Below are 26,787 nucleotides of genomic sequence, written 5' to 3' on the forward strand. Positions count from 1 at the left end.
TTGGTCAGGAGTTCCCCGAGGTTCCTTCGGGATCCCGCAGGGCGGTGACCGCAGAGGCAAGGATGGCGCTTCCGCTCTCCATGATCAAGGCCACTTCACCATTGACGTTCTGAGTTTCCTCAACGCGCCCATAGACCTCTGCAACCTCGGACAGGATCACCTCGTCATTGGAGTAGCTTTCCACGACAAATGTGTAAGATCCCTCGGGGAGTGTGTTGCCATCGCCGTCCTCACCCGACCACTGGTAGGGCTCGGCCGAGACGGGCAGATCGATCCGGCCGACCTCGTTTTCTTCGGCATCATAGATGACCATCTTGACCTCATCCGCCACCGCAGCGGGGTTGGGTGCAACCGCCACCGGTGTGGAGCCATCAAAATGCGCCGCGGCCTGCGCGCGGACCTCTTTGCCCACCCAGCCGGTCAGCTGGGACATATTGCCCAGGGACAGCGCCGACAGCATGCTGGACAGGGTCTCATTGGTGAGCACCTGCTGCTCGACCGAGGAGAACTGTGCCAGCTGCGCCGTATAGTCGGAGGAATCCATCGGCTCCAGCGGGTCCTGATATTTGGCCTGCGTGGTCATGAGGTTCAGGAAGGTTTCAAAATCAGAGGTCAGTGCGCTGGTGGCGGACTGGCTGGCGGCTGCACTGCCGCTCCCCCCGGTGGCTTGCTGGGTTCCAAAGCTCGATACTGGTGTGGTCATTTTTTCATATCCTCATGTCCAGCCCATCGGCTGCAATGTTGAGTTGTTGGGACGGCAGCTGATCTGCCCGCTCGTCGATATTTGCGCCCGCGTCATCATCCGAACCGCGTCCGCCAGAGCCGGAGGCAGAGGCACCGTCATCCTCTCCGGTATCACCGGCCTGCGTATCCGATCCGAACTGAAACGAGATATCGCTGAACCCCATTTCCTTGAACTCGCGGGCAAGATCCTGAATGTGACGCCGCATCAGGTCCTCGGTTTCGGGCCGTTCCGCGTTGATGGTCACGGTCACCCCGACATCGGTCGTGACCAGGCGCATATTCACGTGACCAAGTTCGCGCGGGTTGAGTGATACATCCACGTTGCGACGCCCTGCCGTGGCCACGGCTTCGGCCAATTGCTGCGCCACATGCCGTGGGGTTTCGGCGCGATAGTTTGCGGCCCCCGAACGTACAGATGCTTCTGCCAGCAATTGCGGCAGGGCAAAGCTCTCCGCGCCGCGTTGTGTCAGCACATCCTCTCCGACGCGCGCACTGTCACTGGCTCCGAAAACACCTGTTACGACAAAGGACGGTGTTTGCAGCACAGACGTGCCAGAAAGGGACTGCAGAGCCCCTCCCGCTGGCGTTGATCCGGTTATCGACGGTGCTGCGGTCCGGGCCGACGCCGGCGTCACATTCGCGCGCATCGGAGGCGTGGCTGATGTAAACTGAGCCTGCTGCCCGGTGAGCGGCATGTCACGCAGGCGCAGCGGCGTCGCATCCTTGTCCGCAGTCGGTTGCGGGATCAGCCCCGGTATCGCCGCCTCCTGTTGCGGCGCGCTGCGTGTCTTTGGCGGCGACGCGGGCATATCCGTCGGCTGCCCGCTCAAGCCGGCAACCTGGCGCCGTTGCATATCGCGGTGCTGCTCGAGCGGAACCGAGGTTGCATTGCGGGTTTCCTGCGCCGCCATTTGATCCGCCCGCACGGCGGCCATCGGGTGATCGGCCTTGTCCGCGCGCGGCCCCGTTCCGCTCTCTTTGCCTTCACCCGCAGCAACGGCGGTTTGGACTCCGCCAGCCTCAGAGGTAGCGGGAGTTGCGGTGTTTTGCTGTGCAGCGGTACCGCCAGTGCCACGCGATGTGTCAGCAGACGCGTTGGCGTCAGCTTTTGCACCTGCGGACCCATCCGGTTTCGCAGCAGGTGACGCCGCGGCCTGTTCCTCTCCTGCCGCAGCGGGATTGGGCGTCGCATCCGCTTTGCCAGAGGCGTCAGCCGCGCCGCCCGCCTGTGGAGCAACTGTCGACTTGGTTTCCTGAGCAGAATCAGTAAGCGCGACCAACTCCGCTTCCGGGGTCTCCTCCTCACTTTCAACAGCATCAGCGCTCTCTCGTCGCCCGTCGGTGTCTGCACGCTGATCCGTGCTGGCACCGGCCTGCTCCACCTCTGCTGAGGTGTCTTCCGTCGCCTCGCTTTGCTCCGCAGGTTTGTCTTGCTGATCTGTACCGCGCGCAAGAACGGACTCAAAGGAATCACCTTGTCGACGGGACGGTTCGGAGCGCTGCGACTCGGCTGGCCCTGAGCCAACTGCCTGAGTCGAAAGGATGTTCACAATCATGATCCACCGGATGTTCTATCTCGTGTGACTCATGAATATCGCAAACCGGTTACGGCATTTTTAACCGGTTTTTGTTCAAAGTGCAGAAATCGAAGAATTCGACACAGTACAGAGGACTGAGGCAAAATGCCCATACCAAGTGTTTCCCTGCCGCCAGCGGCAGCTTCTTTGCAGCACGCTGCCGATCCGAAGGATGCCGCGTTGCGCGAGGCAGCGATCGACCTCGAAGCCTCCTTTCTATCTGAAATGCTGAAAGCCGCCGGTCTCGGCAAATCCCCCGAAGCCTTTGGTGGCGGCGCGGGAGAGGACCAGTTTTCCGGCCTCCTCGTAAACGAGCAAGCACGCGCCATGGCCGAAGCTGGCGGCATCGGCCTGGCCGAATCCATCTACAACTCTCTGAAGGACTCTCAAGAATGAGCACACTTAGCGATCAATCCCCGCAAAGCCTTATCGATGCACTCGACGCGCTGCTGGAAGAGGAACGCGCCGCCCTGACCAAAGGGGAACTGAGCAAACTCAAAGACATTCTGGAGCGCAAGGAAACGCTGTTTGACCAGTTGAACCGGATTTCCGACCTGGAACAGGAGAGCCTCAACGACGTCCACGGCAAGGTCACCCGCAACCAGGCGCTGCTGGGCAGCGCCATGCAGGGGATCAAGGCTGTGGCAACGCGAATGGCGGAGCTGCGCAAGGTGCGCAAGGGGCTCGAGGTCTATAACCGGTCCGGTCAACGCACCAGCTACACAACCAGCGGCAGTCTGAAACTGGAGAAGCGCGCGTAAGCCCTGCGGAGGTCGGGACAATTTTAAAAATGCAAATTGCACCATTAGCACTCTCTTAGCACCTGATACGCCAATGTCGCCTTGCATCTCAAGCGAGGTGGCGCGGAAACCGAAAGGTGAAGCACGGTCAGAACGACGACAGAGAGAGCCCCGGTGACGGGGTTGGGATTACCAAATCAGGGGCTAAATTGCCCTAAATCAAAGGAACTCATGCTATGTCCAGCATTCTGACGAACAATGGTGCAATGGTTGCTCTGCAGACCCTCAAGTCTGTGAATGACGACCTGACCGACACGCAAAACGCCATCTCCACCGGTAAAGAAATCGGGACCGCCAAAGACAACTCCGCTGTCTGGGCGATCTCCAAGACCATGGAATCCGACATCGCCGGTTTCGAAGCCATCGAAGAAGGCCTCGCCGTTGGCGAAGCGACCGTCGCAGTGGCCTCGGCCGGTGCCGAACAGATCGTGGAAAAACTGACCGAAATCAAAGAGCTGATCGTCTCCGCTCAGTCCGAGAACGTGGACCACGGCAAGATCCAGACCGACATCACCTCCAAGGTCGAGCAGGTCGAAGCGATCATTTCCGCGGCCCAGTTCAACGGTGCGAACCTCCTGGCCTCCGATATCGACGGCAACACCACCACGCAGATGGGCGTTCTTGCATCGCTTGACCGCGTTGGCGCCGGCGGCGCCGTGTCTGCCGTGGAAATCACCATCGCGACCGTTGATTTCGAATCCAGCCTGAACCTCAGCACCAGCCTGACCTCGATCACCGATACCACCTCCGCGGCATCCGCGCTGGGTGAAATCGAGACCTACCTCCAGGCTGCCATCACCGGCGCTGCTGCCCTGGGTGCGTCTGCCGCACGACTGGAGGATCAGTCCATGTTCGTGGCCGACCTGGTGGACTCGATGACCCTCGGTGTGTCGACGATGACCGACACCAATATGGAAGAAGCGTCGGCTCGATTGAGCGCCCTGCAGACCCAGCAGGAACTCGCGGTGCAGTCCTTGACCATCGCCAACGAGGCGCCGGGTTCGCTGCTGCAGCTCTTCCGCTAACCGCCTTTTGGTTGGGGCGCTCCAGCGCCCCAACCAGCTTACTTCTCTGAGAATCAGTGAACAATAATACGTTAGGATAACACGTGAATGCCCTTCTAAAGGCGAAGAGCGCCTACGCGGCGGCAAAAGCCCCGACCCGTACAGCACGGAACACCGAATATGAGATCCTTGCGCGCATCACGCATCGGATGATCGTGGCAAACAGCAAGGGTTCGGACGGATTCAAGGAGCTCGTCGCAGCTGTTTCCGACAATCGAAAACTCTGGACGCTCTTCACTTCGGATCTGGCCAAGGACGGCAACAAACTGCCAACCGAGTTGAAACAACGTCTGTTTCATCTGGCCCGCTTCACGCGTGAACACAGCAGCAAGGTCCTCGCCCGCAAGGCTTCGGTCCAGCCGCTGGTAGAAATCAACACGGCCATCATGCGTGGCCTCAGAAGCGGAGCGACCTGAACATGAGTGGATTGGTCCTTAAACTCGCGCCCAAAGAGCGCGTCCTGGTCAACGGAGCCGTGATCGAAAACGGAGATCGCCGCAGTCGCTTGTCGATCGTCACCCCTGATGCGCATATCCTGCGCCTGCGGGATGCGATCCACCCCGAACAAGCGAATACGCCGGTGCGCCGTGTGTGCTATGCTGCACAGCTGGTCCTGTCCGGCGACGTCGACCCCGAAGAAGATCGCCTGCCGATGCTGCGTCGTATCGAAGAGCTGAGCCAGGTCTTTACCGACCCGGATAGCCGTGCGGCGCTTTCGGAGGCCACGGAGGCGGTGATCAGCAACAACCACTATCGCTGCCTCAAGGCCTTGCGGGCCTTGCTGCCTCGCGAGGAGCGGCTGATGGCCGTCAGATCGCAATGAGCTTCACACCGCATATTCCGTCTTCGGGGGTCGCGGGCTGGAACTTTTTGCAATCGACCTATGACCGGCAATACGATGCTTTCATCAAGTCCGGACAGTTAAAGAACGACAGCGAATACTTTGCCGAGAATATCGGCAAAGTGACCTCCAGCGATGACTTGCTCAATGACCGCCGCCTGCTTCAGGTGGCGGTCAAGGCGTTCGGGTTGGAAGAGGAAATCAACTACCGGGCCTTGCTTCAGCGCGCGCTGAATGAAGGGACGTCGGCGGATGATGCGCTCGCCAATACCATGAATGACGAGCGCTACGTGGATTTCTCCGAGGCCTTCGGCTTTGGTCCGGGGCAATCGCCCATGACCGGCGACAAAAAGGCCATGCAAGCCGTCATGGACAAGTTCCAATCCGCTTCCTTCGAAGAAGCCGTGGGCGAAGTCGATGAAACGATGCGCACGGCCCTGTTTGCCAAACGGGCCATGCTCGAGGTCTTTGGCGAGCCGGACGAGGACGATGTGTCCCAGCTGAGCGTGAAAGAGCGCGCGCTGCGGGAATTCGACCTCACCCTGAAGGAAATCAACGGCGCTGAAGATGGCCCGCAGGGGGTGACCTCGGTTGAGGATCAGTGGAAAGACATCGTTCAGCGGGACGTGCTGACCGATTTCTTCAACACGACGCTGCGACTGCCGCCTGCCGCTGCGGGGCTGGAAGAGGACGAACTGATCCAGACCTATCGGGATCGGGCGATGATCGTGTTTGGCAGCGACGATCCCACGGTGTTCTTTTCCGCGGACAACAAGGCGACAATCATCTCCGGCTATAAAACACGTGCAACGGTGGATGGTGATCTGAGCGAAGATATCGCAAAGACTGCGACTCTCGCGGAGAATATCCTGGACCAGTTGGTATCACGGGACGCTGCGTTGAACGAGGAATGGGACTTTATCTCCCGGCAGGATCCGCTGGCCGACTTCATGAAGGTGGCCCTGGATCTTCCCGATGACATCGCCGAACGTCCCACCAGCGAAGCCATGCGAATTTATCGCGAGAAGGCGATCGAGGAATTCGGCACCGATGATCCCAACGTGTTTGCCAGCAGCGATCAGCTCGATGCAACCCTTGCGGTCTATCGGGAAAAAGCCTCTGCCGCCGGCATGCGCAACAGCGAAATCTCTTCCAACCTGAGAACGGTTGAGACCATCTTTGAATTTTCCTTCGACTCCACCGATGTGGTCGATGAGGACGGGGAAAATGCAGCCGCAGCGGCCGAAATTGATGCCGGCTGGTACAGTATCATGGGGCAAACCGGTGTCCCCCGGTTCCTGCAAACCGCTCTGGATGTAAATTCGGCGCTCGACGCAGGGGAGGTGTTTGACGACCTGACCATCGACGAACAGTTGACCATCTACAAAGACAAGGCGACCGAACTGTTTGGCACCGAGGATCTGAACGAGCTGACCGGCCCGTATCAAATGGGCGCACTCAGCGACGCGTATCGGACCAACGCAGAGGCTGCTGGTGAGAGCGAGTTCTTCATCACCTACTACACGCAGATTGCAGAGCGGGAATTGAACACTCTGTTCCAGACCGATGACACGGATGCGGAGCAGGAGTTCGAGGATGCGCTGGAAGAGCTGCGCACCATGAATGACGAAGATGACGGGCCCAGCGCCAGCTCGCAGTGGTTCACGATCATGGGGCAACAGGCCATGACCGACTTCATGCAGGTCGCACTCGGCTTGCCCAAGGAAGTGGGCCAGATGGATATTGACCAAGCTGTCGAGGTTTACAAACGCAAGGCCAAGGATGTCCTGGGCACTGACAAACCATCCGAATTCATTGCAGGCGACAAGATGGATGATCTTGTGAACCTGTACCTGACACGCGCCCAGATGAATTCGATCAACAGCGGTTACAGCTCCGGCAACGCCGCGCTGATGATGTTGCGCAGCTAGGTTTGAAAGAGCGAATGGTCATCACTTAGATACGCTCTTCGAGTGATGACCGTTGCCCTTTCCGCACGCCGTTGTGTTGCCTCCGACGACCCAGCGTGTACCGCGAGCGTTTTTCTCTCTTCCTACTTGGGGATATGCCATCGCGCAGGCAGGTCGCAGCGCCTGATCGCCTGATCCTGTTCCCACAGGCGAGGCAGGCCGCGCTTTCATCTACATGACAGCGACACGGCTGGCGCGACACCGCCAGCCTTATCATGATCGGTTACTGCAATGGCATTTAGCCTCAGCGACCGGATCCGATTCGGCGCAGCAACAATGCAAGACGATTGAAGCTGCCTTTGATGCCGTCCACTTCCGCTCGCCCGAAGAAACTATCAAGTTCCGGCCAGACCTTGACGGCCTGGTCGAGCACAAGATCGTTGCCTTCGGAATAGAGCCCCGCGCGGATCATCACTTCAGATTGCTCGTAGGCACCGAGGAATTTCCTCACCGCCAGAATCATTTCGTTCTCATCTTTGCTGGCCGCCGCGGGCAGGCTGCGCGACACCGACCGCGACACGTCGATCGCCGGAAAGCGGCCGCGCTCCGCTATTTCACGGTTAAGAACGATGTGACCATCCAGGACACCTCGCAAAATATCCGCGATCGGCTCATCCATATCGGACCCTGCGACAAGCACACTGAAGACCGCCGTAATGTCACCCTGCCCATCAGAGCCCGGACCCGCACGCTCGCAAAGCCCGGTAATCAGCGGCGTCACGGAGGGAGGAAAGCCGCGCAGAGCCGGGGCTTCTCCCGAGGCCACCGCGATTTCACGATGCGCTTCTGCAAATCGGGTGATGGAATCGGCCATGAACAAGACGTTTAGCCCCTGATCGCGGAAATGCTCTGCAACGGACATCGCCGCCCAGGCACATCGCCGCCGCACCAGTGCCGATTGGTCTGACGTCGCAGCAACCACGACGGCGCGTTTCATCCCCTCCGGACCGAGCACCTCCTTGACGAAGTGATTGACCTCGCGGCCACGTTCGCCAATCAGCGCCATGACGACGACATCGGCCTCCATGTTCTGTGCAAGCTGGGCCATCAAGGTGGATTTACCAACGCCTGACCCCGCAAAGAGACCAACACGCTGACCGTTCACGATCGGGAGAACGGTATTCAGAATCGCAAGCCCGGTGGACAAACGCGCGCCAAGCCCACGCCGTGCCGCGGCCTTTGGTGGGCTTGCCATGATATCGCGACTGTCCACGCCACGCAGCATCGGCTTGCCGTCCAGCGGTTCGCCAAATGGGTCGATGACCCGTCCGATCCAACTGTCGTCGGGTGCAAACTCCGGTGTCGGAAACAGCAGCACCGCATCGCCGATCGAGGCGCGCTCGGGCGCGGTATCGGGCAGCATGCGGATGTGGTCACCGCCGATCGCAAGAACCTCGCCATGCAGATCGTCCTTCTTGCCGCGCCGCAACAGCAGCCGGTCGCCGATGCGGGCCTGCCCTTCCAGTCCAGAAACCTCAATCTCGCCGCCGGAAATTCCGGTTACCCGCCCCATCGGGGCCGCGAGACGTGTAGTGGCCAGTTCCTGACTGAGCGCCTGGATCGATTTCATCATCTGCGGGTTCTCCAACATTCCTCTGAAAACAATTTCTAAAGGAATCAGGGTTAAGCCTTGATTGAAATTGATCGAGGGAGAAGCCCCGGTGTTCGAAAGACTGAATGTTTTTAATATCGCCTATTCCATGGCGACTCATGCGGGCAAGCGTCAGGCGCTTGTCTCGGAAAATATCGCAAACGCGGATACCCCCGGGTATCACGCCAAGGATATCAAACCCTTCAAGGAAGTCTTTGCCGCAGGTGAAGCGCAGGGGGACATGATGTCCTCCCGTGGCTCACACATGCATGGTGTGGACGGCTCGGGATTTGACTGGGCGGTGACGACGAATGAATCGTCTGTCGACCCCAACAACAACTCCGTTTCGATCGAAGAGCAGATTCTCAACGGTGTGGATGCCAAGCGCCAGCACGACCGCGCGCTCGCCATCTACAGGTCATCGATGAACATCCTACGCGCCAGTCTTGGTCGCAGCTGATCGACGGAGTTTGAACCATGAGTGATTTTTCCAAATCCCTGGCTGTAACCGCCAGCGCCCTTCGGGCCCAAGCCGCACGTCTGACCCATGTGTCGGAAAACATCTCGAACGCGGATACTCCTGGGTACCGCCGCAAGACGGTTTCCTTTCAGGCCGTGCGCGATCTGGAGACGGATGTGAGCCAGGTCCGGGTCGGTCGCGTGTCGCTGGACAGAACCGAACTGGAAAAGGTCTATGATCCTTCGCACCCGATGGCCGATGAAACCGGTCACTACGAAGGGTCGAACGTCGATCTGATGATCGAAGTTGCCGATGCGCGTGAGGCGCAGCGGACCTACGAAGCAAACCTGAAAATGTTCGATCAGACCCGGCAAATGTCGGCCTCACTGATGGATCTGTTGCGTCGCTAACCTGAAACGAATGGAGATCCAGAATGGATATTCGTGCTATCAACGCCACCTCCGGCTATGCAGCCGCCCGCCCTGCCACACAGGTTGATCCGGAATACACTCCCGGCACCTTCCAGGAGCAGGCCAAGACAAGCTTTGAGGATTTCACCAACACGCTCGCAAACAGCGAACAGGTGTCCGTGCAGGCCATGACCCAAGGCGCAGATCCGCACGCGCTGGTACAGGCCCTGGCCCAGACCGAACTGGCTGTGGAAACCGCGGTAACGGTGCGCAACAAAGTGGTCGAGGCCTACCAGGAAATCCTCCGGATGCCGGTCTGAGCCATGATGACCGAAGGTCTCTTTTACGACACGCTGCGTCAGGCGATCCTCGCCGCCATTTCCATGGCCATGCCGATCCTGGCAGCCGCATTGGTCATTGGTCTCGTTGTTGGCCTGTTTCAGGCGCTGACCTCGATCCAGGAGATGTCACTGACCTTCGTGCCGAAACTGGCCGGGGTGCTCATCGTCGTCTGGCTGACGATGGGCATCATGACACAAACGCTGGTCGCATTCTTTAGCGGCCACGTCATTCCGCTGATTCAAGGAGGATAGGATATGGGCTCCATCGGTTATGCGACCCTGTCGCGCCAATCCGGCCTGCTGAACGAAATGCAGGTCGTGGCCAACAATATCGCGAACTCCGCCACCACCGGGTATCGCTCCGAAGGTCTGATCTTTTCGGAATATGTAAAATCTGCCCCGGGTCAGGAAAGCCTTTCGATGGGGCGGGCGAACATTCGCAACACCTCACTGGAACAGGGCACCCTGAGCCAGACAAACGGCAGCTTTGACCTCGCCATCGAAGGGGATGGGTTCTTCATGGTGGAGACCCCGGCCGGCAATCGCCTGACACGGGCGGGGAACTTCACACCAAACGCTGCAGGGGACCTGGTTACGGCGGATGGCTACCGCGTGCTGGATGCCGGACAAGCGCCGTTGTTTGTCCCTGGTGACGCGGAATCCATTGCCTTTGGCGCCGACGGCACGCTGAGTGCGGATGGTCGGCAGTTGGGCCAGATCGGCCTGTTCCAGCCGGATGAAGAGGCTCAGATCCTGCGCGAAGACGGGGTGATGTTCCGCGTCGAAGGCGAGACCATTCCGGCTGACGGGGCCCAGGTGCTGCAAGGCTTCCTCGAAGGGTCCAACGTCAACACCATTCACCAGCTGGCCCGCATGATCGAGGTGCAGCGCGCCTACGAAATGGGACAGAGCTTTCTTGACCACGAGGATAAACGCATCCGCGCGGCCATCGACAACCTTATGAAATCATAGGAGATCATCATGCGTGCACTTAAAATCGCCGCCACGGGGATGAGCGCGCAACAGCTGCGCGTCGAAACCATCTCCAACAACCTCGCCAATATGAACACCACCGCCTACAATGCACGGCGGGCCGAATTCGCTGACCTGCATTATCAGCAGGTCTCACGCGCCGGCACCGTCAATGCATCTGACGGCACGGTCTTGCCGACCGGTGTCCAGGTTGGCCTGGGTGTACGTCCGTCGGCGGTTTCGGTCTATCTGAACCAGGGCGCCCTGTCGCAGACCGGGAATGACCTGGATCTGGCGATTGACGGCAACGGCTACTTCGAAGTGACCCTGCCGTCGGGAGAGACCGCCTATACCCGCGACGGTTCGTTCAAACGCTCTGCCGAAGGTCTGGTGGTGACCAGCGACGGTTACCCGGTTTCGCCAGAGGTCACCGTGCCGGAGGACGCGACATCGCTGTCGATCAATGCCGAAGGCGAGCTCTACGCCTATTTCAGCGATACGGTGGAAGCGGAACTTCTGGGCCAGTTCACCCTTTCGGGGTTCACCAACCCCAAAGGACTGGAGGCTGTCGGGAGCAACCTGTTCAAACAGACCGAAGCCTCTGGTCAGCCCATCACCACCGAACCCGGTGCAGACGGTCTGGGCACACTGAGACAGGGCTATCTGGAAGACAGCTCCGTTGATGCTGTGCGCGAGATCACGGATCTCATCGAAGCCCAGCGCGGCTACGAGATGAACTCCAAAGTGATCTCCGCCGTTGACCAGATGATGTCGGCAACCACACAGGTGCGTTAAATGAAACTCCTGCCCGTCCTCATCGGCCTTCTCTTCGCCCAATCCGCCCTGGCAGATGTGCTCGTGCCAGTTCGGACCATCCGGGCAAAGGAGATCATCGCCGCCGAAGATCTGGTGTTCAAGAACATCCAGTCGCCCGGCGCCTTGAGCGTACCGGAAGAGCTGATCGGGCAAGAAGCACGGGTTGCGCTTTATGCAAGCCGTCCCATTCACGCCGGCGACATCGGACCGCCGGCGCTGGTGGACCGCAACGATCTGGTAAAGCTGATCTTTCGCCACGGCGGTCTCGAAATCACCACGGAAGGCCGTTCGCTCGGCCGCGGCGCCGAAGGCGAACTGATCCGTGTCATGAACCTGTCTTCGCGCACGACGGTCACTGGCCGGATCAGGGCCGACGGCAATATTGAGGTAAACTGATGAAACCCATTCTCGCAGTCAAATGTGCAGTCCTCGGTCTCGGCCTTCTGGGCGGATGTGCACGTCTGGATCACCTGGGCAAACCGCCGAGCTTCACGCCCGCGAACGAAACGCAGGAGCACGTCGCGATGCTCTATCAGGGCTTGCCCCTGACCTCGCAACCACAGCGCGCTGTCGACAATGCCTCGTTGTGGAGCCGGTCCCGGCAATCCTTGCTGGGGGACCGTCGCGCGACGAAAAAGGGCGATATCCTGACGGTCGTGATCGAAATCGACGAAGAGGCGTCCATCTCCAATGACACCGAACGCTCGCGCACGTCTTCCGAGAGCATGCAGGTGCCTCAGCTCCTCGGCCTGCCCCAGCGCCTGAACGAGGAATTGCCGGACGGCGCCTCCAGTGCGGATCTTGTAGACCTTGGGTCCTCCTCCTCCTCAGGGGGCAGCGGCTCGGTCAGCCGGAGCGAAAAGCTGGAATTGCGCGTTGCCGCCACCGTTGTCGACGTGCTTCCCAACGGTGTCTTGGCCATCAGCGGTTCGCAGGAGCTTCGGGTGAATTTCGAACTGCGCGAGCTTCTGGTGTCCGGATATGTGCGTCCCGATGACATCAGCCGCCAGAACGAGATCACCTATGACAAGATCGCGTCTGCACGGGTGTCCTATGGCGGCCGCGGACAAATCACCGATGTTCAGCAACCCCGCTACGGTCAGCAGGTGCTGGACGCCGTCCTGCCGTTCTGAGGTGAACTTGTGATGTCAAAACTGCTTCCAGTCATCATGCTGATCATCGGACTTGGAGGGGGTATCGGCGCCGGCATCATGCTGGCGCCCGCGCCCGAAGAGCCCATCACACCGGCAAGTTCAGACGCCGAGGCTGATGAGAATGCCACCACGGAGGCCGGCACCGATACGGATGACACCGCGGACGATCACGACGCCGCCAGCGATGCGCCTGCTAATGAGTTCATCAAGATCAACAACCAGTTTGTGATCCCCGTGGTCGAACGCGATCAGCTGGCGTCGATGGTGGTGGTGTCCTTGAGCCTGGAAACCAAGCCGGGCATGGCCTCCAAGGTCCATGCATTCGAACCGAAGCTGCGCGATGTGTTTCTCAGGGTGCTGTTTGACCATGCCAACATGGGCGGTTTTCGCGGTGCCTTCACCCGCTCCGAAGTGCTTGATCCGCTGCGTACATCCCTGCGGGAGGAGGCGCGCCGCTTCCTTGGCAAGGACCTCGTGGATGTGTTGATCCTCGAAATCACCCGCCAGGACGTCTGAACAAACGCCGATACACATTAGAAAGCCGCCCTCGAAACGAGGGCGGCTTTTTTAGTGCTGGTTCTGGTGATCAATCCAGGTTCATCAGCCGGTCGAACAACATCTTGTTGCGATGCGCCTTTGCATCTGCCTTATGTTTGCTCTCCATGGTTTCGACAGCATGTTTGCGCCCGAAGGCCTGCCGGAGCTTGTCCATGGCGCGGAATTTCTGTGCCGTCACCTGCGCCAGCTCCTGATTGAGATCGCGGCGGGCGTTGGTATGCCATTGCTGCCATTGCAGATCGACGCCCAGCGTTTTCATCTCGTGGCTCTTGTCGATCAAGGCCTTTGAGTCCTCGACCTGCTGTTTCAACATCGACAGCTTGCCGCGCAGCTGCGCCTCACGATCCAGCAGCGGTTTCACCTTTGCATGTTCCCTCAGATAGACCGCGTTGGTCACGGCACGCATCTGACCCAACATCTTGTCCTGTTTCATAGTATGCTATCCTTGGCTTTCTTGCGCATCTCTTCGGCGAACCGGATGGCCGCGGCGACAGGCGCATAATGTTCTTCGGCAATTTCCTCACCCACCTCGACGGTGGCATAGAGTGCCCGCGCGGTGGGCGGATCGCTGTGCAGCGGTACGCCGTTTTCCTGAGCGATTTCCCGGATCACCGCCGCAACCTCGTCCACACCCTTGGCGACGCATTCGGGCGCACTGCCCGAAGCCCGGCTCCATTTCAGTGCAACCGCGTAATGGGTCGGGTTGACGATCACCACATCCGCCTCGGGAATCGCGGCCGCGATCTGCTTGCTGACGATCTTGCGCCCTTTCTGCTGGCGCTGCCCCTTCATCTGCGGGTCCCCTTCTGAATTCTTCATCTCGTCCATGACGTCCTTGCGGGACATCATGTTCTTGCGAATGAATTCCGCCTGCTGGAAAGACGCATCCACCATGCCGATTCCAAGGGCGATCACCAGCGTCAGGATCAGGAACTCCAACGCGAGCTGCACCAGGAACGGCACCACCGTCGACGCGCTGGTGTCCACCGACGCCACCATCTCGGGCAAACGCCAACTGAGATAGATGCCCAATGCGATGGAGTAGAGCATCAGTTTGAAGAAGTTTTTGCCAAACTCAAACAGGCCGGAGCGCCCAAATTTGTTCTTTGCGTTCTTGATGACCGACAGGCGCGACAGCTTTGGTTCAATGCGTTTGGGCGCAAACACCATCGCCTTTTGCGCAAAGACCGCAAGCACAACCAGCGCAGCCGGTACGATAAACCAGGGCAACACTGCGGCAACCGATGATCGCATGAATTCCCCGGCCACCGGTGCTGCGAGCCCATCGCTCAGGAATACTGGCGCCAACCGATCCGGCTGATCGATAAAGGCCATTAGCACCGTGCCCAACTTCTCGACCGAGGCGCTGCCTGCGGAATACAATGCAATCAGCAGCCCCAGATAGGAGGCCGCTTGCAACAGATCGTTGGACTTTGGGACATCACCGTCCTGACGCGCCTTGCGCAGCTTTTCCGGTGTTGGTTCGAATGACTTATCAGAGTCGTCGCTGTCGTCGCTCATGGCATACCTGCGCCGGGATTGGCAAAGAAGCTCAGCAAGTTACGCCCCCAGACGTCGAGGATCATCGGTGCGCTGACCATCAGCAGGAACAACGCGCCCAGGGTAATCACCGGCGCCCCGATAAAGACCACCATCAACTGCGGCATGGCCCGGTTGATGATGCCGAGGGTGAGATTGTAGATCACCGCAGTGATGATAAAGGGGGCCGCCAGGGTGAACGCGCCGGAAAAGGCCTGCGAAACCCGGAACACGCCCCATTCCGACAGTCCCGATGCCTCGGGGAACTGCCCAACGGGAAACAACTGGTAGGATCCGATCATCAGTTCGACGGCGCGGATATGCAGGTCGAGCAAGATCGCCAATGCGATCCCCGCGATCCACAGGACCGCGCCGACCGCTGGCATCGGATCGACCCCGGCCCCGCCGAGCACCTGGCTCAGAGAGGTACACTGGGCCGCGATGGACCCCGCAGTCTGCAACATATGCATGAACATGCGCAGCGCCATACCAAGCGCCAGACCCACCACAACCTCGGTTGCAATCAGCCCCGCGTACTGCATGATCGTCTCCGGCATCGGCATTTGCGGCAACGCCGGTGCGACGACGGCCGTGAACACAAGCCCGACTGCAAGCCGCATCTGGGTCGGAAACATCTGCTCGCCAAACGCCGGCATGATCGACACCATGGCACCGATCCGCAGGAACACGATGGCCGCCTGCCAAAAGCCAATACCAAGCAGTGCCATCAGTTCCGGAGTGATGCCTTCGAATCTCATGCAGGGACCATGCCAACCAGGGCCGGGCGTGCCTCGAGGCCGATCTCCTCGAACGACAGCACCGGGTTTTGAATGCCGCGCGACCTCAGAATTGTGCGCAGGTAGCGCCGGCGGCGGGTCGAGGTGACGATCGCAGCAAACACCCCCTGTTCCGTGACCTGATTGATCTTGTCGCTCATCGCCTCCACCAGTTTGTTGAACGTGTCGGGCGGCAAGGCGATATCGAGGCCGGACTGGGTTTCCACCTGATAGGTGTTGAAGGCATCTTCCCATTCAGGCGCCAGTTGCACCAACGGGATGGTACCATCCTCGCGTTTCATTTCCGCGACCAACTGGAACCCCAGGCGCTGACGGACATGCTCGGTGATCAGTTCCGGCGATGTGGTTCGCATGCGAGCTTCGGCAATGGACTCCAGAATAAGTGGCATGTTGCGGATCGATACGCGCTCTTCCAGCAGCAGCCGCAGCACCGCGTGCAGCGTGTCGATCGGCACCTTGTCCGGGATCAGCTCATCCAGCAGTTTCTTGTTGGCATTGGCCCGGAACTCGTCCGACAGTTCGGTCATTTCGCGCAGCAGGCGGCGCAACGCCTTGAGTGTCAGAAGGCGCGGGAAGCTCTGCTTGACCACTTCTAAAAGATGGGTGGCCAGGATTTCCGGCGGCGATACAACGGTGGCCCCCATAAGGGCGGCATCTTCCTGGTGTTTCGTGGAAATCCAGCGCGCGGGCGCGCCGTAGACCGGTTCGGTAACATCAGTGCCCTTGGGCAGCGCAGCATGATTGTCCGGCATCAATGCCAGCACCATATCGGCATGAAGCGTGCCCCGTGCCTGCTCAACACCCTGGATACGAATGACATAGGTCCCGTTTTCCAGTTCCGCCTCATCGGTCAAACGGATTTCCGGCAGGATGAGACCAAACGTGGTCGCAACATGCGTGCGCATGTTGGCAATCCTCGCGTCGAGGCCCGTTCCTGGGTCCAGAACCATCGACACCAGGTCTTGCGAGAACTCCAGGTGCAGATCATCAAGATCGAGAATATCGCCAAGCGCTTTCGATTTCTCCGGCGACTGCACTTCCTCGACCTTGGCATCAATTTCCTTCTGCGCCTCCTCGGCGTTCTTCTTCTGCATGCGGTAGGCGAAGAAACCCAGCACTGCGCCGCCGGTAATGAAAGGGATAAAAGGCAGACCTGGAACCAGGGCAAAGAGCACCATCAAGACAGCAACAGCTGCCAGCGCTCCGGGATATTTGCTCATTTGCGAGAAAATCGCCGCGTCGGTCGCACCGGTAGCGCCACCGCGGGCCAGCAGCAACGCCGCCGCGATGGAGATGATGACCGAAGGGATTTGGGAAACGAGGCCATCGCCGACGGTCAGAATCGCATAGGTTTCAAACGCGGTTCCCAGGGGCATGCCATGGATCAGAACCCCCATGATCAAGCCGACGATCAGGTTCAGCAGAGTGATCAACAGGCCCGCAATGGCATCGCCCTTGACGAATTTTGATGCGCCGTCCAGCGAGCCAAAGAAGGTGGTCTCTTTCTGCTCTGTCTCGCGACGTTCCTTTGCGGTCGCGTGATCGATCGCACCCGCGGACATATCACTGTCGATCGCCAGCTGTTTGCCCGGCATGCCATCAAGTGCGAAACGCGCGCCCACTTCGGCCATTCGGGCCGCGCCCTTTGTGATCACCATGAAGTTCACGATGAGCAGCACGCCGAACACAACAAGGCCGAGGAAGACGCTGCCCCCCATGACGAAATTGGCAAACCCTTCGATCACGTTACCGGCCGCATCGGTCCCGGAGTGACCTTGCCCAATGATCAACTTGGTCGACGACACATTGAGCGACAGGCGCAACATCAACGACCCGAGCAGGATGGTCGGGAACGACGAGAAATCCAGCGGCCTTTCGATGAAAAGCGTGATCGTGAATATGAGGATGGCGAGCGCAAAGGATGTGGCAAGGCCAACATCCAGCACCCAGGCTGGCATTGGCAGGATCATCATGACGATAATCGCCATGAGCGCCATAGCGAGCAGGATTGTCGGGCTGAAAAGCTCTTTGACTGACAGATTCGGCACGGTTTTTCTCTTATGTGAAAGCGATCAGAAACAGGCCGGCAGCACCGGTCGGGACAGGGCGAGATCTGTCGGACCACAGGTGTTTCAGAAGACCAAACGCCAAAAGCCGTGACGGCAATGCAGAGCAATGCGGCACGGCCACGGACAACCGGCCTTGCGGCGCGGTAAATTTCATCGCGTTCACTGGCATTCTGCCTGTTCCAATTCAGGATTCTTCCCTGGATTTCAGGTTAGGCGTCCAGGATTTACAAAGTGTTATCACCGCGAAAGGAAATGGCCGCCCCGAAGAACGGCCATGTCACCTGCAGAGTTATCGCGTTACGGTTCGTCTGGAGCTGTGTCGCGTTCAACCTGCCGCAACAGCTCTTCGATCGAACTGCGTGCGCCCATACTGCTTTCGACCAGCGCGCGCGCTTCGGCCAGCGGTGGCAGTCCCTGCGGTTCGCGCACCGCCGCATCAATCTGATCCGTCAGATCGGAAACGGCACGGAATGGCGCCCGGTCCTGATCCAGTGTTTCCACGGCCTGACGATCTTCCGAGTGCCAGAAACCACGGGCAGCCTCGTTCAACTCCTGTGCGGACAGCATGTACTCGCTGGCGCGATTGTATTCCTTGTTCAACCACAGGGCCTTGGCGCGCATGCGATCCGCCTGCTCACCTTCAAGTCCCATCAACTCCACCAATGCACGCTGCGGTTGCTCCATAGCCAGATGTGCTTCAGCACTCATCATGCGTCGGTTTTGATTGCCCGGCTCCAGGCTCATCTTGCGCAGAAGGTTCTCTGCCTGCTCGGGAAAGCCCAGATCAAGAAGGCGTCGCGCGACCATCTCACCAACCTGCGCTGCACGTGTTGCGCCACTGTCCTCGGCAAAAATGAGGCCATATTTGAGGAAAGTGACATCATCCGCGTTTTCCGTCAGCAAGGTCATGAACGGAAGGTTTGCCCGGTTGCGCGCCGCGACCCCGTCGCGGGCCGTGAGCCTATTGAACCGCGCAGATGCCTCGTCAAAGCGGCCAACCAGCGCCAGCGCGGTGACCTCAGCCACACGCAGATCCGCACCAAGTTCCGTATCGCGGTTTTCCAACTCGTAAGAGGCCGCCAACTCTGGCACATCCGGAGACAAAGCCCGCCGTTCTTGAAAGCTCAATTCGATCAGGTCGATCAGAGCACGCGGCGTATTTTCACTCTGCGCAGCGACTTCTTCCGTCAGGTTGCGAGCAACCGCGTCACTGTCTCCCTCAAGTGCGGCGATGGCCGCTTCTGCCAGATTGCGATCAGGAATGTTCTCGACGCCGGTGCGCTCCACGGCGCGCATCGCGACTTTGGCAACATGGGGATCACCCGCTTCGGCGAAAAAGGTGCTGACCCTTGGCCCCAGCTGAACCCGAAGGTGAGGCGGCATCTTCGCAAAGGCCTGCTGGATGGCATCGGTGTTGGCGCTTTTTTTCACCACACCGTCCGACATCGCCGCCCAGAAGGCCGCATCTCCGCCGCAGGTTTGCTGACCGGAGAAAACGGTGTTCACGGGCAAATCCGCAGAATCGAGGATTCGAGCCATGGTCGTCATGATCTCGCGGGACCGCGTTGGCAGATCGTCTTCCGGGATCAGGTTCAAGGTCGCGGCCGCCTCGGCACCAAAACCAAAATACAGATAGGTGCGTGCCAGTCGAAGGGTCGCCTCGCGATTCACCTGGTCAAATTCACCAAGGATCTTGTTGCGCAGCGCACTGATCTGCTCGGAAAACGGCTGATCATCACCCCAATCGTGAATCGCCAGTTCGCGATCCGCAATGCAATGCGTATCCTGTGAATCGCCTCCGGCTCCGACGGCCAGCAAGCCGGTTTCACGGTCGATGGCCGATGTCACCGAAATATTGTCCAGCGGATTGAGCGGCCGGTTCTCATTGCCAAGCGGATCAAGCTGGTTGGTCGCGGCGTCCTGATCTGTCGGTTGCAGCAACCCCTGATCGCTGGCGCGTCCGATCTGTTGCAGGATTCGCGCTTCGGTATCATTGACCATTGCCGCCCGCCGGTTCTCGTCGAGATCCATCAACAGGCTGGCGTCCGACTCCAGCGAGGCAGGCTCTGATTTACCATCTTTGGTTTTTTCGTTCGCAGCGACCTCGGGTGTATCCTCGGCCAATTGTGTACCACCGGCATCTGTTCCCTCTAGCGGGGCGCCATCCGGGCCGGCTGCATTCAATGGCAACTGGACGGGACCAGTATGCCGAGGGCTTTGCTGAGCTGTGCCAAAGGTCTGGGCCACAGCATCCGCCAGGTCCATTGCAACCCGCGCACTGGCCAAATCCTGTTGACCCAGTTGAAAGCCGCCCCCGATCGCCGCAGACGGAAATGTAAGGGGCAGGCTGGTTGTGTCCGCTGGCGCATCCAGTTTCAGCGACCGGCCTTCCCGAACGTCCACGACAAGATAGCCATCGGCCTGCTGATAATAGTCCACGGCGCACTCGCACCCCAGTTCGATCCGGAGCGGTTGCCCCGGGCCGGTCTGGCTCACAGAGCGGACCCGGGTGCGGGGGATCAGATCAAACACGTTGCGCGTATTGAACACCGCGGTCGGCGATCCGACGTTGATTGTCGCAATACGGTCGCTCTGCGTCAGAGACCATTCCACACCATCCGGAATTCGCATCACCAGACGTGTAAAATCCTCGTGTTCTCCGGACCTGGCGACAATGGTCTGCGCGCTTGCGTATCCGGCTATCACCATTGCGGTGGCATATGCGATTGCTCGCGAGATCATGCTGCGTCCTGTTTCACTTCATTCAAAGCTTCCTCCAGCTCGGAGAACCCGGGCCGGATGTGGGATGGCGTGTTCTGACGCCCCACTTCGATACAGATGGCTGCGGCGTGGTTGTGAAGATTCGCGACGAGAACCTCACGTATCAACTGATAGAAATGCGCGTCTTCCTCGACCACGGACTTCACCTTGCCCGCAAAGGGCGCGACCAGGCCGTAGGAGAGGAACACCCCGAGGAACGTCCCCACAAGCGCGCCGCCGATCATCTTACCCAGCACTTCTGGCGGCTGGTCGATCGAGGCCATGGTCTTGATGACCCCCAGAACCGCCGCAACAATCCCGAGGGCTGGCAGACCGTCGGCCATGGTCTGCAGCGCATGGCTTGAATGCAGCGCGTGGTGCAGGTTCGCCTCGATCCGCTTCTCCAGAACCTCCTCCACCTGATGCGGGTCATCATAGTTCATGGATGCAGAACGCATGGTGTCGCTGATCAGGTTGACTGCTTCCTTGTCCGCAAGGATTTTTGGGTATTTGCCAAAAACCGTAGAGTTTTCAGGGTCTTCGATATGCTGTTCGACCTCGACCGGATTGGCCCGAGCGATACGAATCAGAGCGAACAGCAGACAGAGGAGATCCTTGTAGTCATCAGGTTTCCACTTCGGTCCCTTGAAGACCTTTCCCATGTCCTTGAGCGTGTGCTTAACGCCGCCCATGTCATTGCTGATCAGGAACGCCCCGATCGCCGCACCGCCAATCATCATCATCTCGAAAGGGAGAGACTTGAGGATGATGCCCAGTTTACCCCCTGCAAGAAGGTAACCACCAAACACCATGGCAAAGATCACGATGATCCCTACAATCCCGATCATAGGTAAGCTCCAAATTCCGTCACTACTTTGAAGGTAGGCGAGTCTTGTTAAGAAAGGCTGAGTGCGCGCCCAAGTTACTCCTTGGGCACCTCACCATTTCGTCCGGCCAGCACAACGCTGATCGTATAGGCGGCTTCGGGGCTCAGACCGGCCATGATGCCAGCGGCCGCATCCGGGCGCATCCGCGCCAGAAAACCGGCGGCAAAACTCGGATCCATTTCCTCAAACAGCGCCGCTGCGTCCTTGGGCTTCATCTGCTCATAGACAGAGGTCAGCGTGGTGACATCCGCTTCGGCCGCACCGTCCGCCAGGGCCAGTGTTGCCAGCAGTTTCTGTTCCGCCTGCTGAAGATCCGTCAGCTTCTTCTCGATCGCCTCATCCGCGATCTCGAGCGCCTTCATGCGGTCTTCGATCTCGGCTTCGCGCTCATCAAGCATGGCTTCGCGCTTCTTGAAGGCTGCCAGCATCGCCTGCATTTCCGCCGAATCGGGAACCGCCTGTCGCGTCATTGGCCCGGCCTGTTCGTTCGGCGTGTCGGATTGAAGCTCCGCCACTTCGCGCGCGATCGCCGGACCAGCCTCCAGCGCGATGCGGACAGCTGCAGAGCCCATCAGGAACACGGCCAGCAACATCAATGTGCCACGCTTGGCCTTTTCCATCTTCTTGGATTTGTCTGCCTTCGCCATCACGCCACCCGGTTCTGATTCCGGTTGTGACGCACAAACATCAGCCCCGCAGGTTTCGACTCCTCCTGCGGCTCGGGTTGAACCGGCTCGGCCGGCTCCTCCACCTGCGCATCCGCTTCATACGCTTCGGCCAAGGCGTCGTTTTCCTCGGTTGCCTGAGCGGCCGGCTGAGCCTCCTGCTGCGGTGCGATGTCGTGCATCGACGCCATCATCAGCTCCAGCTTGTGCGCCACCGATTCGGCGCGTCCGGTCAGCTGCTCCAGGGCCCGGCTGGATCCGTCAGACATCTGACGGGCTGCCACCAGCGATTTGTTCAAGTCATCTACTTGCGATGAGAGCACCGCCACCGCGCCTCCGACCCCTTTTTCGAGATCATTGAAGCGTTTCAGACGGCGCGACAGCACCAGGCAATAAAACCCGGCACCCAGTGCTCCGGCCGCAAGCAGGATATCAGCAATAAGTTCCATCCTGTCCTCCTAGTTGAGTACGAAATCCATGATCAGCAGATCGCGCACGCGCCCTTGACCGGTCGCGATATTGATCCGCCGTAGCATCTGTGCCCGCAGTTTCGGCAAGGCCATCGGATCGGTCATATCCTCAAGCTCCAGCGCCCGCAGATAACTGTTCAGAACATCGACAACCCTGGGGAGGACTTTTTCAACCTCGGCCTGATCGGCCTGGTTGACCTCGAGTTGCGCACGGAACCGAAGCTGTTGAACACCGCTGGCTTTGTTCAGCGTGATCACGATCGGTTCCATTTCGATAAAGGCGAGGCTGGCGATCTCTTCCGCCGACTCACCCTTGCTCACACCTTCTGGTGCCTCTTTGGTCGCATGCGCATCTTCCGGCGCCTGAGTGCTCCCAAAGGGAAGAAGGCCTGACTGAACGGCGTAAAACCCGCCCCCTGCACCGGCAATGGCAAGTACGAGCCCAATGATAAGGGGCATCTTACTCTTCTTCGCCGATCCTTCTGTTTCTACATCAGCTACAGCGTCTGTCATGGCTTTTCCTAAAACGTCGTGCACCCCGTTCATAACCCGACAGGAACTAACCGAATGTTAAGGCCAATCGGAGAAAAGGGTTGCAGGCCGGAGAGAACGCCGGTGCGACGGAGGTTAATGTGCAGCAGATCAAGAATGTCTGGGCAGGTTTGGACACGCGGAAGCGGATGATGGGAATCGGGGCGACACTCGCCGTGATCTTCACCTTCTTCCTGATGTCCATGGTGGCCAACAAGCCAACCATGCAACTACTATATGCCGGGCTCGAAAGCAGCTCGGCCGGAGATGTGGTCAGCGCTCTGGAACAGAGTGCTGTCGACTATGAAGTGCGCGGTGGATCCATCTATGTCCCCGCAAACAAACGCGATGAATTGAGAATGACGCTGGCCAGCCAGGGTCTGCCCGCCAATGGTGGCAAAGGGTATGAACTGCTCGATTCGCTCAGCGGTTTTGGGACGACATCGCAAATGTTTGACGCCGCCTATTGGCGCGCCAAAGAGGGGGAGCTGGCCCGCACCATTGTCGCCAACCCCCATGTCACCCAGGCGCGTGTTCATATCGCCAACACCAGCAACAACCCGTTTCAGAGAACCATCGAACCCACGGCCTCGGTCTCGGTCACCCCAATGGGAACCCCGATCACCCCGTCGCAGGCCAACGCGATTCGCTTCCTGGTTGCTTCAGCCGTGGCCGGTCTCGCAGTGGATAATGTTGCGGTGATTGATGCCAATGGCGCGTTGATCGGGTCTCCAGAGGCCGCAGCGGCCGCAGGCGCGGGCACGGACGATCGCTCTCAAACGCTGCGTGAACGGGTCTTGCGCCTGGTCGAAGCACGCGTTGGACAAGGCAACGCGGTCGTAGAAATCAGTGTTGAAACCGTAACCGACACGGAATCCATTCGCGAAAAGCGGGTTGATCCCGACAGCCGCGTTGCCATCAGCACCGATGTCGAAGAACGCACCGACAGCTCGCAGAATCAGGCGGGGGAGGTCACTGTGGCCTCGAATATCCCGGATGGTGATGCCGGCACCGGTGAAGGCTCCCGTGCCAATACCAACGCAACGCGCGAGCGTGTGAACTACGAGATCTCGGAAACCGAAAAAGAAATTATCCGTGGACCCGGTGCGATCAAGCGCCTCACGGTTGCGGTACTGATCAATGGTATCACCACAGAGAGCGGCGAAGAGGGTCAGACCGTCTTCGAGCCGCGCCCCCAGGATGAACTCGACGCCCTGCGCGAATTGATTTCCGCCGCCGTTGGTTTCGACGCGGAACGCGGTGATGTCATCACCCTGAAATCCATGGATCTGCCGAATGTGGAACCGCAAGGCACCACAGCCGAGGCCTCATTCTTCGACAATCTCTACTTTGATGTCATGTCGATTATCCAGATGGCTGCCCTGGCAGTGGTCGCGCTGATCCTCGGGCTCTTCGTGGTGCGTCCGATCCTCGCCGGCAACGGTGCATCGGTGAAAGCGCTGCCGGGTCCCGATGGCCCTGCCCCCGCCGGCGGCCTGCCGGAGTTGCCTGCCATGGGCGGCGATTCGGGGTTCATGACCAACCCCAATCTCGGTGCCGGTATCGCGCTCGATGGCGAGATCGACAATGGCGAGGACGATCAGTTCGACCCGATGGGCGGCATGGGCGGCCTGCCGGGCATGGGCGATGGGCTCAACAGCTTTGGCGGTGGCGGCATGAGCGACGATCCGGTGGACCGTCTGCGCTCGATGATCGGCGAGCGTCAGGAAGAGACCGTGCAGATCCTGCGCGGGTGGCTTGAAGAAAACAACGAGGAGCGTGCCTGATGACCATTGCACATCTTCTTGAAGATTTCGGCGTGAAGACTCCGGTCGAACCCGTGAGCAACTTCTCCGAGGAAATCGTGGAAGAAGCCAAGCTTGTGTCCTTTGAAAAGGGCTACACCGCAGGCTGGGACGATGCGATCGACGCCAAGGACAAGGAGACGACACGGATCTCCGCAACCCTTGCCGGATCGCTCGAAGACCTCACCTTCACCTATCACGAAGCGCAGACGCAGTTGATGGAATCGCTTGATCCCATGTTCAAGGTCCTGACCTCCGTCATCCTGCCTGACACCATGGCCGCGACCTTTGGCCATCATGTCATCGATCACCTGAGCGAGATGGCAAAGGGTCAGATTAACGAACCGATGGAGGTCGTTGTCGCTGCCGGTGAGGGGAATGCGGTACGCGCGCTGCTGGGCGAGGAGCCCACATCCGACGTCCGCGTGCGCGAGGATGCGGGTCTGTCTCCCGGTCAGGCGCAGCTGCGCGTTGGCAAATGCGAACGCGAACTGAACTCCGAGGCCCTGATCGAATCGATCCGCGATTCAATTGATGCCTTCTCCTACCAATTCAAAGAGGAAAGCCACTATGGATGAGTCCGGTGAACTGAACCCCAAATCGGCCGATGCCGCGAACCCCTTTGTATCGGTGCCGGTGGAAGTCATTGTCTCCGTGGGCAAGGCGCGCCCCTTGATCCGGGATCTCGTCAATCTGGGCGAGAACGCCATCCTGACCCTGGACAAGAAAGTCGAGGATCCAGTCGATCTCTACGTCGGCGACCGCCTGGTGGCACGCGGGCAACTGGAAGAGATGGAGGGCGACCAGGCCGGGCAATTGGCCGTCCGGCTGACTGAAATTGCCGATTTGCAAAGCGGGCTGGGATGACACGTAAACTCTTCGCTCTAGGGGCATTGGCAGCCATTGCACTGCTGATGCTGCCCCAGGTAGCGCTGGCTCAAGAACTGAGCCTTGACCTCGCAGACGGACAATCGATTTCGGCTCGGACCATTCAACTGATCCTGCTGATCACGGTGCTCAGCATTGCGCCGGGTCTGTTGATCATGATCACCTGTTTTCCGTTTCTGGTCACTGTGCTGTCCATTCTGCGGCAGGCCATCGGCCTGCAGCAGGCGCCTCCGAACATGCTGATGATCAGCCTGGCGCTGTTTTTGACGTATTTCGTCATGGAGCCGGTCTTCACCGAAGCATGGAACGTGGGCATCGCGCCGCTACTGGACGAGCAGCTCGAAGTGGTGCCTGCGCTTGAACGCGCCGTCGTCCCCTTCCGTGGGTTCATGGCGAACCGGCTGGACCCGGATACGTTCTATGCGATCGCGGATCTGCGTCCCGGAACCGAAGGCATAGATCCGACCCCCGAAGCACCGCTCTCCGTCCTGATTCCAAGCTTCATGCTGTCAGAGATCACGCGTGCCTTTGAAATCGGGTTTCTCGTGTTTCTGCCGTTTCTGGTGATCGACCTGGTGACCGCCACCGTGTTGATGTCCATGGGGATGATGATGGTCCCACCGGCGCTGGTTTCCCTGCCGTTCAAGCTGGCCTTCTTCGTGGTCGCGGACGGCTGGAGCCTGATCGCCACCGCATTGGTCCGCAGCTACTATCCAAGCTGACGCACGCCTCAGCACACCACCACAGCCCTCGCTCCGTCACCCGGAGCGGGGGCTTTTTGTATCTGCGGATGTGGGTTTTGTCACCGCGATAACCCGGTACAGAGACGCCCTTTCATCGGTCCCCCCTACAAACGTGACCGCGCGTGCCACCCACCTGCGCCCCTACCAGGATGCACAAGCCAGCGACCAAGGAGACGGACATCCTCCATCGCGGCGGCCTCATCCCGCATGTCATCAAGGGCCATAGAGTGAAAAGTCAGATCATTTCGCAACACCAGCAAGGACATCGCCCGTGGGTCTCGCGCATCCAAGCCGCAGAACCCCGTATTGCCTCCCCTGTCCCCCAGGTCCGTCTG

31 protein-coding genes are annotated in these 26,787 nt (G+C 59.4%); 19 read left to right on the forward strand and 12 right to left on the reverse strand.

Going from position 1 to position 26,787, the window contains the following annotated elements; genetic code table 11:
* Window positions 1-4: 4 nt before the first annotated feature.
* Together MHM97_RS09630 and MHM97_RS09635 are read right to left on the reverse strand one after the other, a co-directional pair.
* The gene (locus MHM97_RS09630) at window positions 5-703 is read right to left on the reverse strand and encodes a flagellar hook capping FlgD N-terminal domain-containing protein (protein WP_239322153.1); all 699 of its coding nucleotides are present in this window, start codon (window positions 701-703) and stop codon (window positions 5-7) included.
* 4 nt (window positions 704-707) lie between these two features.
* Entirely contained in the window at window positions 708-1,679 is a 972-nt protein-coding gene (locus tag MHM97_RS09635) for a flagellar hook-length control protein FliK (RefSeq protein WP_239322154.1), read from the reverse strand.
* A gap of 747 nt (window positions 1,680-2,426) precedes the next feature.
* Between MHM97_RS09635 and MHM97_RS09640 the strand changes: the two genes are divergently transcribed.
* From MHM97_RS09640 to MHM97_RS09665, 6 genes are all read left to right on the forward strand, one after another.
* Window positions 2,427-2,717, forward strand: a complete 291-nt coding sequence (locus MHM97_RS09640) for a rod-binding protein (RefSeq protein ID WP_239322155.1) — start codon at window positions 2,427-2,429, stop codon at window positions 2,715-2,717.
* Window positions 2,714-3,082 (forward strand): flagellar protein FlgN, encoded by a 369-nt coding sequence (locus tag MHM97_RS09645; RefSeq protein WP_239322156.1) that lies wholly within the window; start codon window positions 2,714-2,716, stop codon window positions 3,080-3,082. The genes MHM97_RS09640 and MHM97_RS09645 overlap by 4 nt, the downstream gene beginning before the upstream one ends.
* A 215-nt stretch (window positions 3,083-3,297) precedes the next feature.
* Window positions 3,298-4,146 (forward strand): flagellin N-terminal helical domain-containing protein, encoded by an 849-nt coding sequence (locus MHM97_RS09650; protein WP_239322157.1) that lies wholly within the window; start codon window positions 3,298-3,300, stop codon window positions 4,144-4,146.
* A gap of 83 nt (window positions 4,147-4,229) precedes the next feature.
* Window positions 4,230-4,601 (forward strand): flagellar biosynthesis regulator FlaF, encoded by a 372-nt coding sequence (flaF, locus tag MHM97_RS09655; RefSeq protein WP_239322158.1) that lies wholly within the window; start codon window positions 4,230-4,232, stop codon window positions 4,599-4,601.
* Window positions 4,602-4,603: 2 nt separating this feature from the next.
* Window positions 4,604-5,008 carry a flagellar biosynthesis repressor FlbT gene (gene flbT, locus MHM97_RS09660; protein WP_126136029.1) on the forward strand — a complete coding sequence of 135 codons (405 nt, stop codon included), beginning with the start codon at window positions 4,604-4,606 and terminating at the stop codon, window positions 5,006-5,008.
* Entirely contained in the window at window positions 5,005-6,957 is a 1,953-nt protein-coding gene (locus MHM97_RS09665; protein ID WP_239322159.1) for a DUF1217 domain-containing protein, read from the forward strand. Before flbT ends, MHM97_RS09665 begins: the two co-directional genes overlap by 4 nt.
* A gap of 283 nt (window positions 6,958-7,240) precedes the next feature.
* Here the strand turns inward: MHM97_RS09665 and MHM97_RS09670 are convergent, their stop codons facing one another.
* Complete coding sequence (locus tag MHM97_RS09670; RefSeq protein ID WP_239322160.1) at window positions 7,241-8,569, reverse strand: FliI/YscN family ATPase; 1,329 nt, start codon at window positions 8,567-8,569, stop codon at window positions 7,241-7,243.
* A gap of 88 nt (window positions 8,570-8,657) precedes the next feature.
* On the opposite strand from MHM97_RS09670, the gene MHM97_RS09675 reads away from it, so the two are divergent.
* From MHM97_RS09675 to MHM97_RS09715, 9 genes are read left to right on the forward strand one after another with little or no spacing between them, the layout of a single operon-like run.
* On the forward strand, window positions 8,658-9,047 hold the full coding sequence (locus tag MHM97_RS09675) for a FlgB family protein (RefSeq protein ID WP_239322161.1): 390 nt from the start codon (window positions 8,658-8,660) through the stop codon (window positions 9,045-9,047).
* Between the two features lie 17 nt (window positions 9,048-9,064).
* Window positions 9,065-9,457: a flagellar basal body rod protein FlgC gene (gene flgC / locus MHM97_RS09680; RefSeq protein ID WP_239322162.1), complete on the forward strand. Its 393-nt coding sequence runs from the start codon at window positions 9,065-9,067 to the stop codon at window positions 9,455-9,457.
* 23 nt (window positions 9,458-9,480) lie between these two features.
* Window positions 9,481-9,777: a flagellar hook-basal body complex protein FliE gene (fliE, locus tag MHM97_RS09685; protein WP_239322163.1), complete on the forward strand. Its 297-nt coding sequence runs from the start codon at window positions 9,481-9,483 to the stop codon at window positions 9,775-9,777.
* Window positions 9,778-9,780: 3 nt separating this feature from the next.
* A complete protein-coding gene (locus MHM97_RS09690) occupies window positions 9,781-10,050 on the forward strand; it encodes a flagellar biosynthetic protein FliQ (protein WP_239322164.1) in 270 nt (89 codons plus the stop codon).
* A 3-nt stretch (window positions 10,051-10,053) separates the two neighbouring features.
* Window positions 10,054-10,770: a flagellar hook-basal body complex protein gene (locus MHM97_RS09695; protein WP_239322165.1), complete on the forward strand. Its 717-nt coding sequence runs from the start codon at window positions 10,054-10,056 to the stop codon at window positions 10,768-10,770.
* Window positions 10,771-10,779: 9 nt separating this feature from the next.
* Window positions 10,780-11,565: a flagellar basal-body rod protein FlgG gene (gene flgG, locus MHM97_RS09700; protein WP_239322166.1), complete on the forward strand. Its 786-nt coding sequence runs from the start codon at window positions 10,780-10,782 to the stop codon at window positions 11,563-11,565.
* Window positions 11,566-11,982 (forward strand): flagellar basal body P-ring formation chaperone FlgA, encoded by a 417-nt coding sequence (gene flgA, locus MHM97_RS09705; protein ID WP_239322167.1) that lies wholly within the window; start codon window positions 11,566-11,568, stop codon window positions 11,980-11,982.
* Entirely contained in the window at window positions 11,982-12,719 is a 738-nt protein-coding gene (flgH, locus tag MHM97_RS09710) for a flagellar basal body L-ring protein FlgH (RefSeq protein ID WP_239322168.1), read from the forward strand. The genes flgA and flgH overlap by 1 nt, the downstream gene beginning before the upstream one ends.
* A 12-nt stretch (window positions 12,720-12,731) precedes the next feature.
* Window positions 12,732-13,256, forward strand: a complete 525-nt coding sequence (locus MHM97_RS09715) for a flagellar basal body-associated protein FliL (RefSeq protein ID WP_239322169.1) — start codon at window positions 12,732-12,734, stop codon at window positions 13,254-13,256.
* A gap of 70 nt (window positions 13,257-13,326) precedes the next feature.
* Here the strand turns inward: MHM97_RS09715 and MHM97_RS09720 are convergent, their stop codons facing one another.
* From MHM97_RS09720 to MHM97_RS09760, 9 genes are all read right to left on the reverse strand, one after another.
* The gene (locus MHM97_RS09720; RefSeq protein WP_239322170.1) at window positions 13,327-13,731 is read right to left on the reverse strand and encodes a hypothetical protein; all 405 of its coding nucleotides are present in this window, start codon (window positions 13,729-13,731) and stop codon (window positions 13,327-13,329) included.
* On the reverse strand, window positions 13,728-14,819 hold the full coding sequence (gene flhB, locus MHM97_RS09725) for a flagellar type III secretion system protein FlhB (RefSeq protein ID WP_239322171.1): 1,092 nt from the start codon (window positions 14,817-14,819) through the stop codon (window positions 13,728-13,730). Before flhB ends, MHM97_RS09720 begins: the two co-directional genes overlap by 4 nt.
* Entirely contained in the window at window positions 14,816-15,595 is a 780-nt protein-coding gene (locus MHM97_RS09730) for a flagellar biosynthetic protein FliR (RefSeq protein WP_239322172.1), read from the reverse strand. Before MHM97_RS09730 ends, flhB begins: the two co-directional genes overlap by 4 nt.
* Window positions 15,592-17,631, reverse strand: a complete 2,040-nt coding sequence (flhA, locus tag MHM97_RS09735) for a flagellar biosynthesis protein FlhA (RefSeq protein WP_370645717.1) — start codon at window positions 17,629-17,631, stop codon at window positions 15,592-15,594. The genes MHM97_RS09730 and flhA overlap by 4 nt, the downstream gene beginning before the upstream one ends.
* A 369-nt stretch (window positions 17,632-18,000) precedes the next feature.
* A complete protein-coding gene (locus MHM97_RS09740) occupies window positions 18,001-20,445 on the reverse strand; it encodes a hypothetical protein (protein WP_239322174.1) in 2,445 nt (814 codons plus the stop codon).
* Window positions 20,442-21,311: a flagellar motor stator protein MotA gene (gene motA, locus MHM97_RS09745; RefSeq protein WP_239322175.1), complete on the reverse strand. Its 870-nt coding sequence runs from the start codon at window positions 21,309-21,311 to the stop codon at window positions 20,442-20,444. The genes MHM97_RS09740 and motA overlap by 4 nt, the downstream gene beginning before the upstream one ends.
* A 74-nt stretch (window positions 21,312-21,385) precedes the next feature.
* Window positions 21,386-21,997, reverse strand: a complete 612-nt coding sequence (locus tag MHM97_RS09750) for a MotE family protein (protein ID WP_239322176.1) — start codon at window positions 21,995-21,997, stop codon at window positions 21,386-21,388.
* Window positions 21,997-22,464: a hypothetical protein gene (locus MHM97_RS09755; protein WP_239322177.1), complete on the reverse strand. Its 468-nt coding sequence runs from the start codon at window positions 22,462-22,464 to the stop codon at window positions 21,997-21,999. The genes MHM97_RS09750 and MHM97_RS09755 overlap by 1 nt, the downstream gene beginning before the upstream one ends.
* A 9-nt stretch (window positions 22,465-22,473) precedes the next feature.
* Entirely contained in the window at window positions 22,474-22,998 is a 525-nt protein-coding gene (locus tag MHM97_RS09760) for a flagellar basal body-associated FliL family protein (RefSeq protein ID WP_239322178.1), read from the reverse strand.
* A gap of 119 nt (window positions 22,999-23,117) precedes the next feature.
* Between MHM97_RS09760 and fliF the strand changes: the two genes are divergently transcribed.
* From fliF to fliP, 4 genes are read left to right on the forward strand one after another with little or no spacing between them, the layout of a single operon-like run.
* Window positions 23,118-24,803 (forward strand): flagellar basal-body MS-ring/collar protein FliF, encoded by a 1,686-nt coding sequence (gene fliF / locus MHM97_RS09765; protein WP_239322179.1) that lies wholly within the window; start codon window positions 23,118-23,120, stop codon window positions 24,801-24,803.
* Window positions 24,803-25,399: an ABC transporter ATP-binding protein gene (locus tag MHM97_RS09770; RefSeq protein WP_239322180.1), complete on the forward strand. Its 597-nt coding sequence runs from the start codon at window positions 24,803-24,805 to the stop codon at window positions 25,397-25,399. The genes fliF and MHM97_RS09770 overlap by 1 nt, the downstream gene beginning before the upstream one ends.
* The gene (locus tag MHM97_RS09775; protein ID WP_239322181.1) at window positions 25,392-25,688 is read left to right on the forward strand and encodes a FliM/FliN family flagellar motor switch protein; all 297 of its coding nucleotides are present in this window, start codon (window positions 25,392-25,394) and stop codon (window positions 25,686-25,688) included. Before MHM97_RS09770 ends, MHM97_RS09775 begins: the two co-directional genes overlap by 8 nt.
* Window positions 25,685-26,431, forward strand: a complete 747-nt coding sequence (gene fliP, locus MHM97_RS09780) for a flagellar type III secretion system pore protein FliP (RefSeq protein ID WP_239322182.1) — start codon at window positions 25,685-25,687, stop codon at window positions 26,429-26,431. The genes MHM97_RS09775 and fliP overlap by 4 nt, the downstream gene beginning before the upstream one ends.
* The last annotated feature ends 356 nt before the right edge of the window (window positions 26,432-26,787 follow it).

The organism is Epibacterium sp. Ofav1-8 (assembly GCF_022348185.1).
GTDB lineage: Bacteria > Pseudomonadota > Alphaproteobacteria > Rhodobacterales > Rhodobacteraceae > Epibacterium.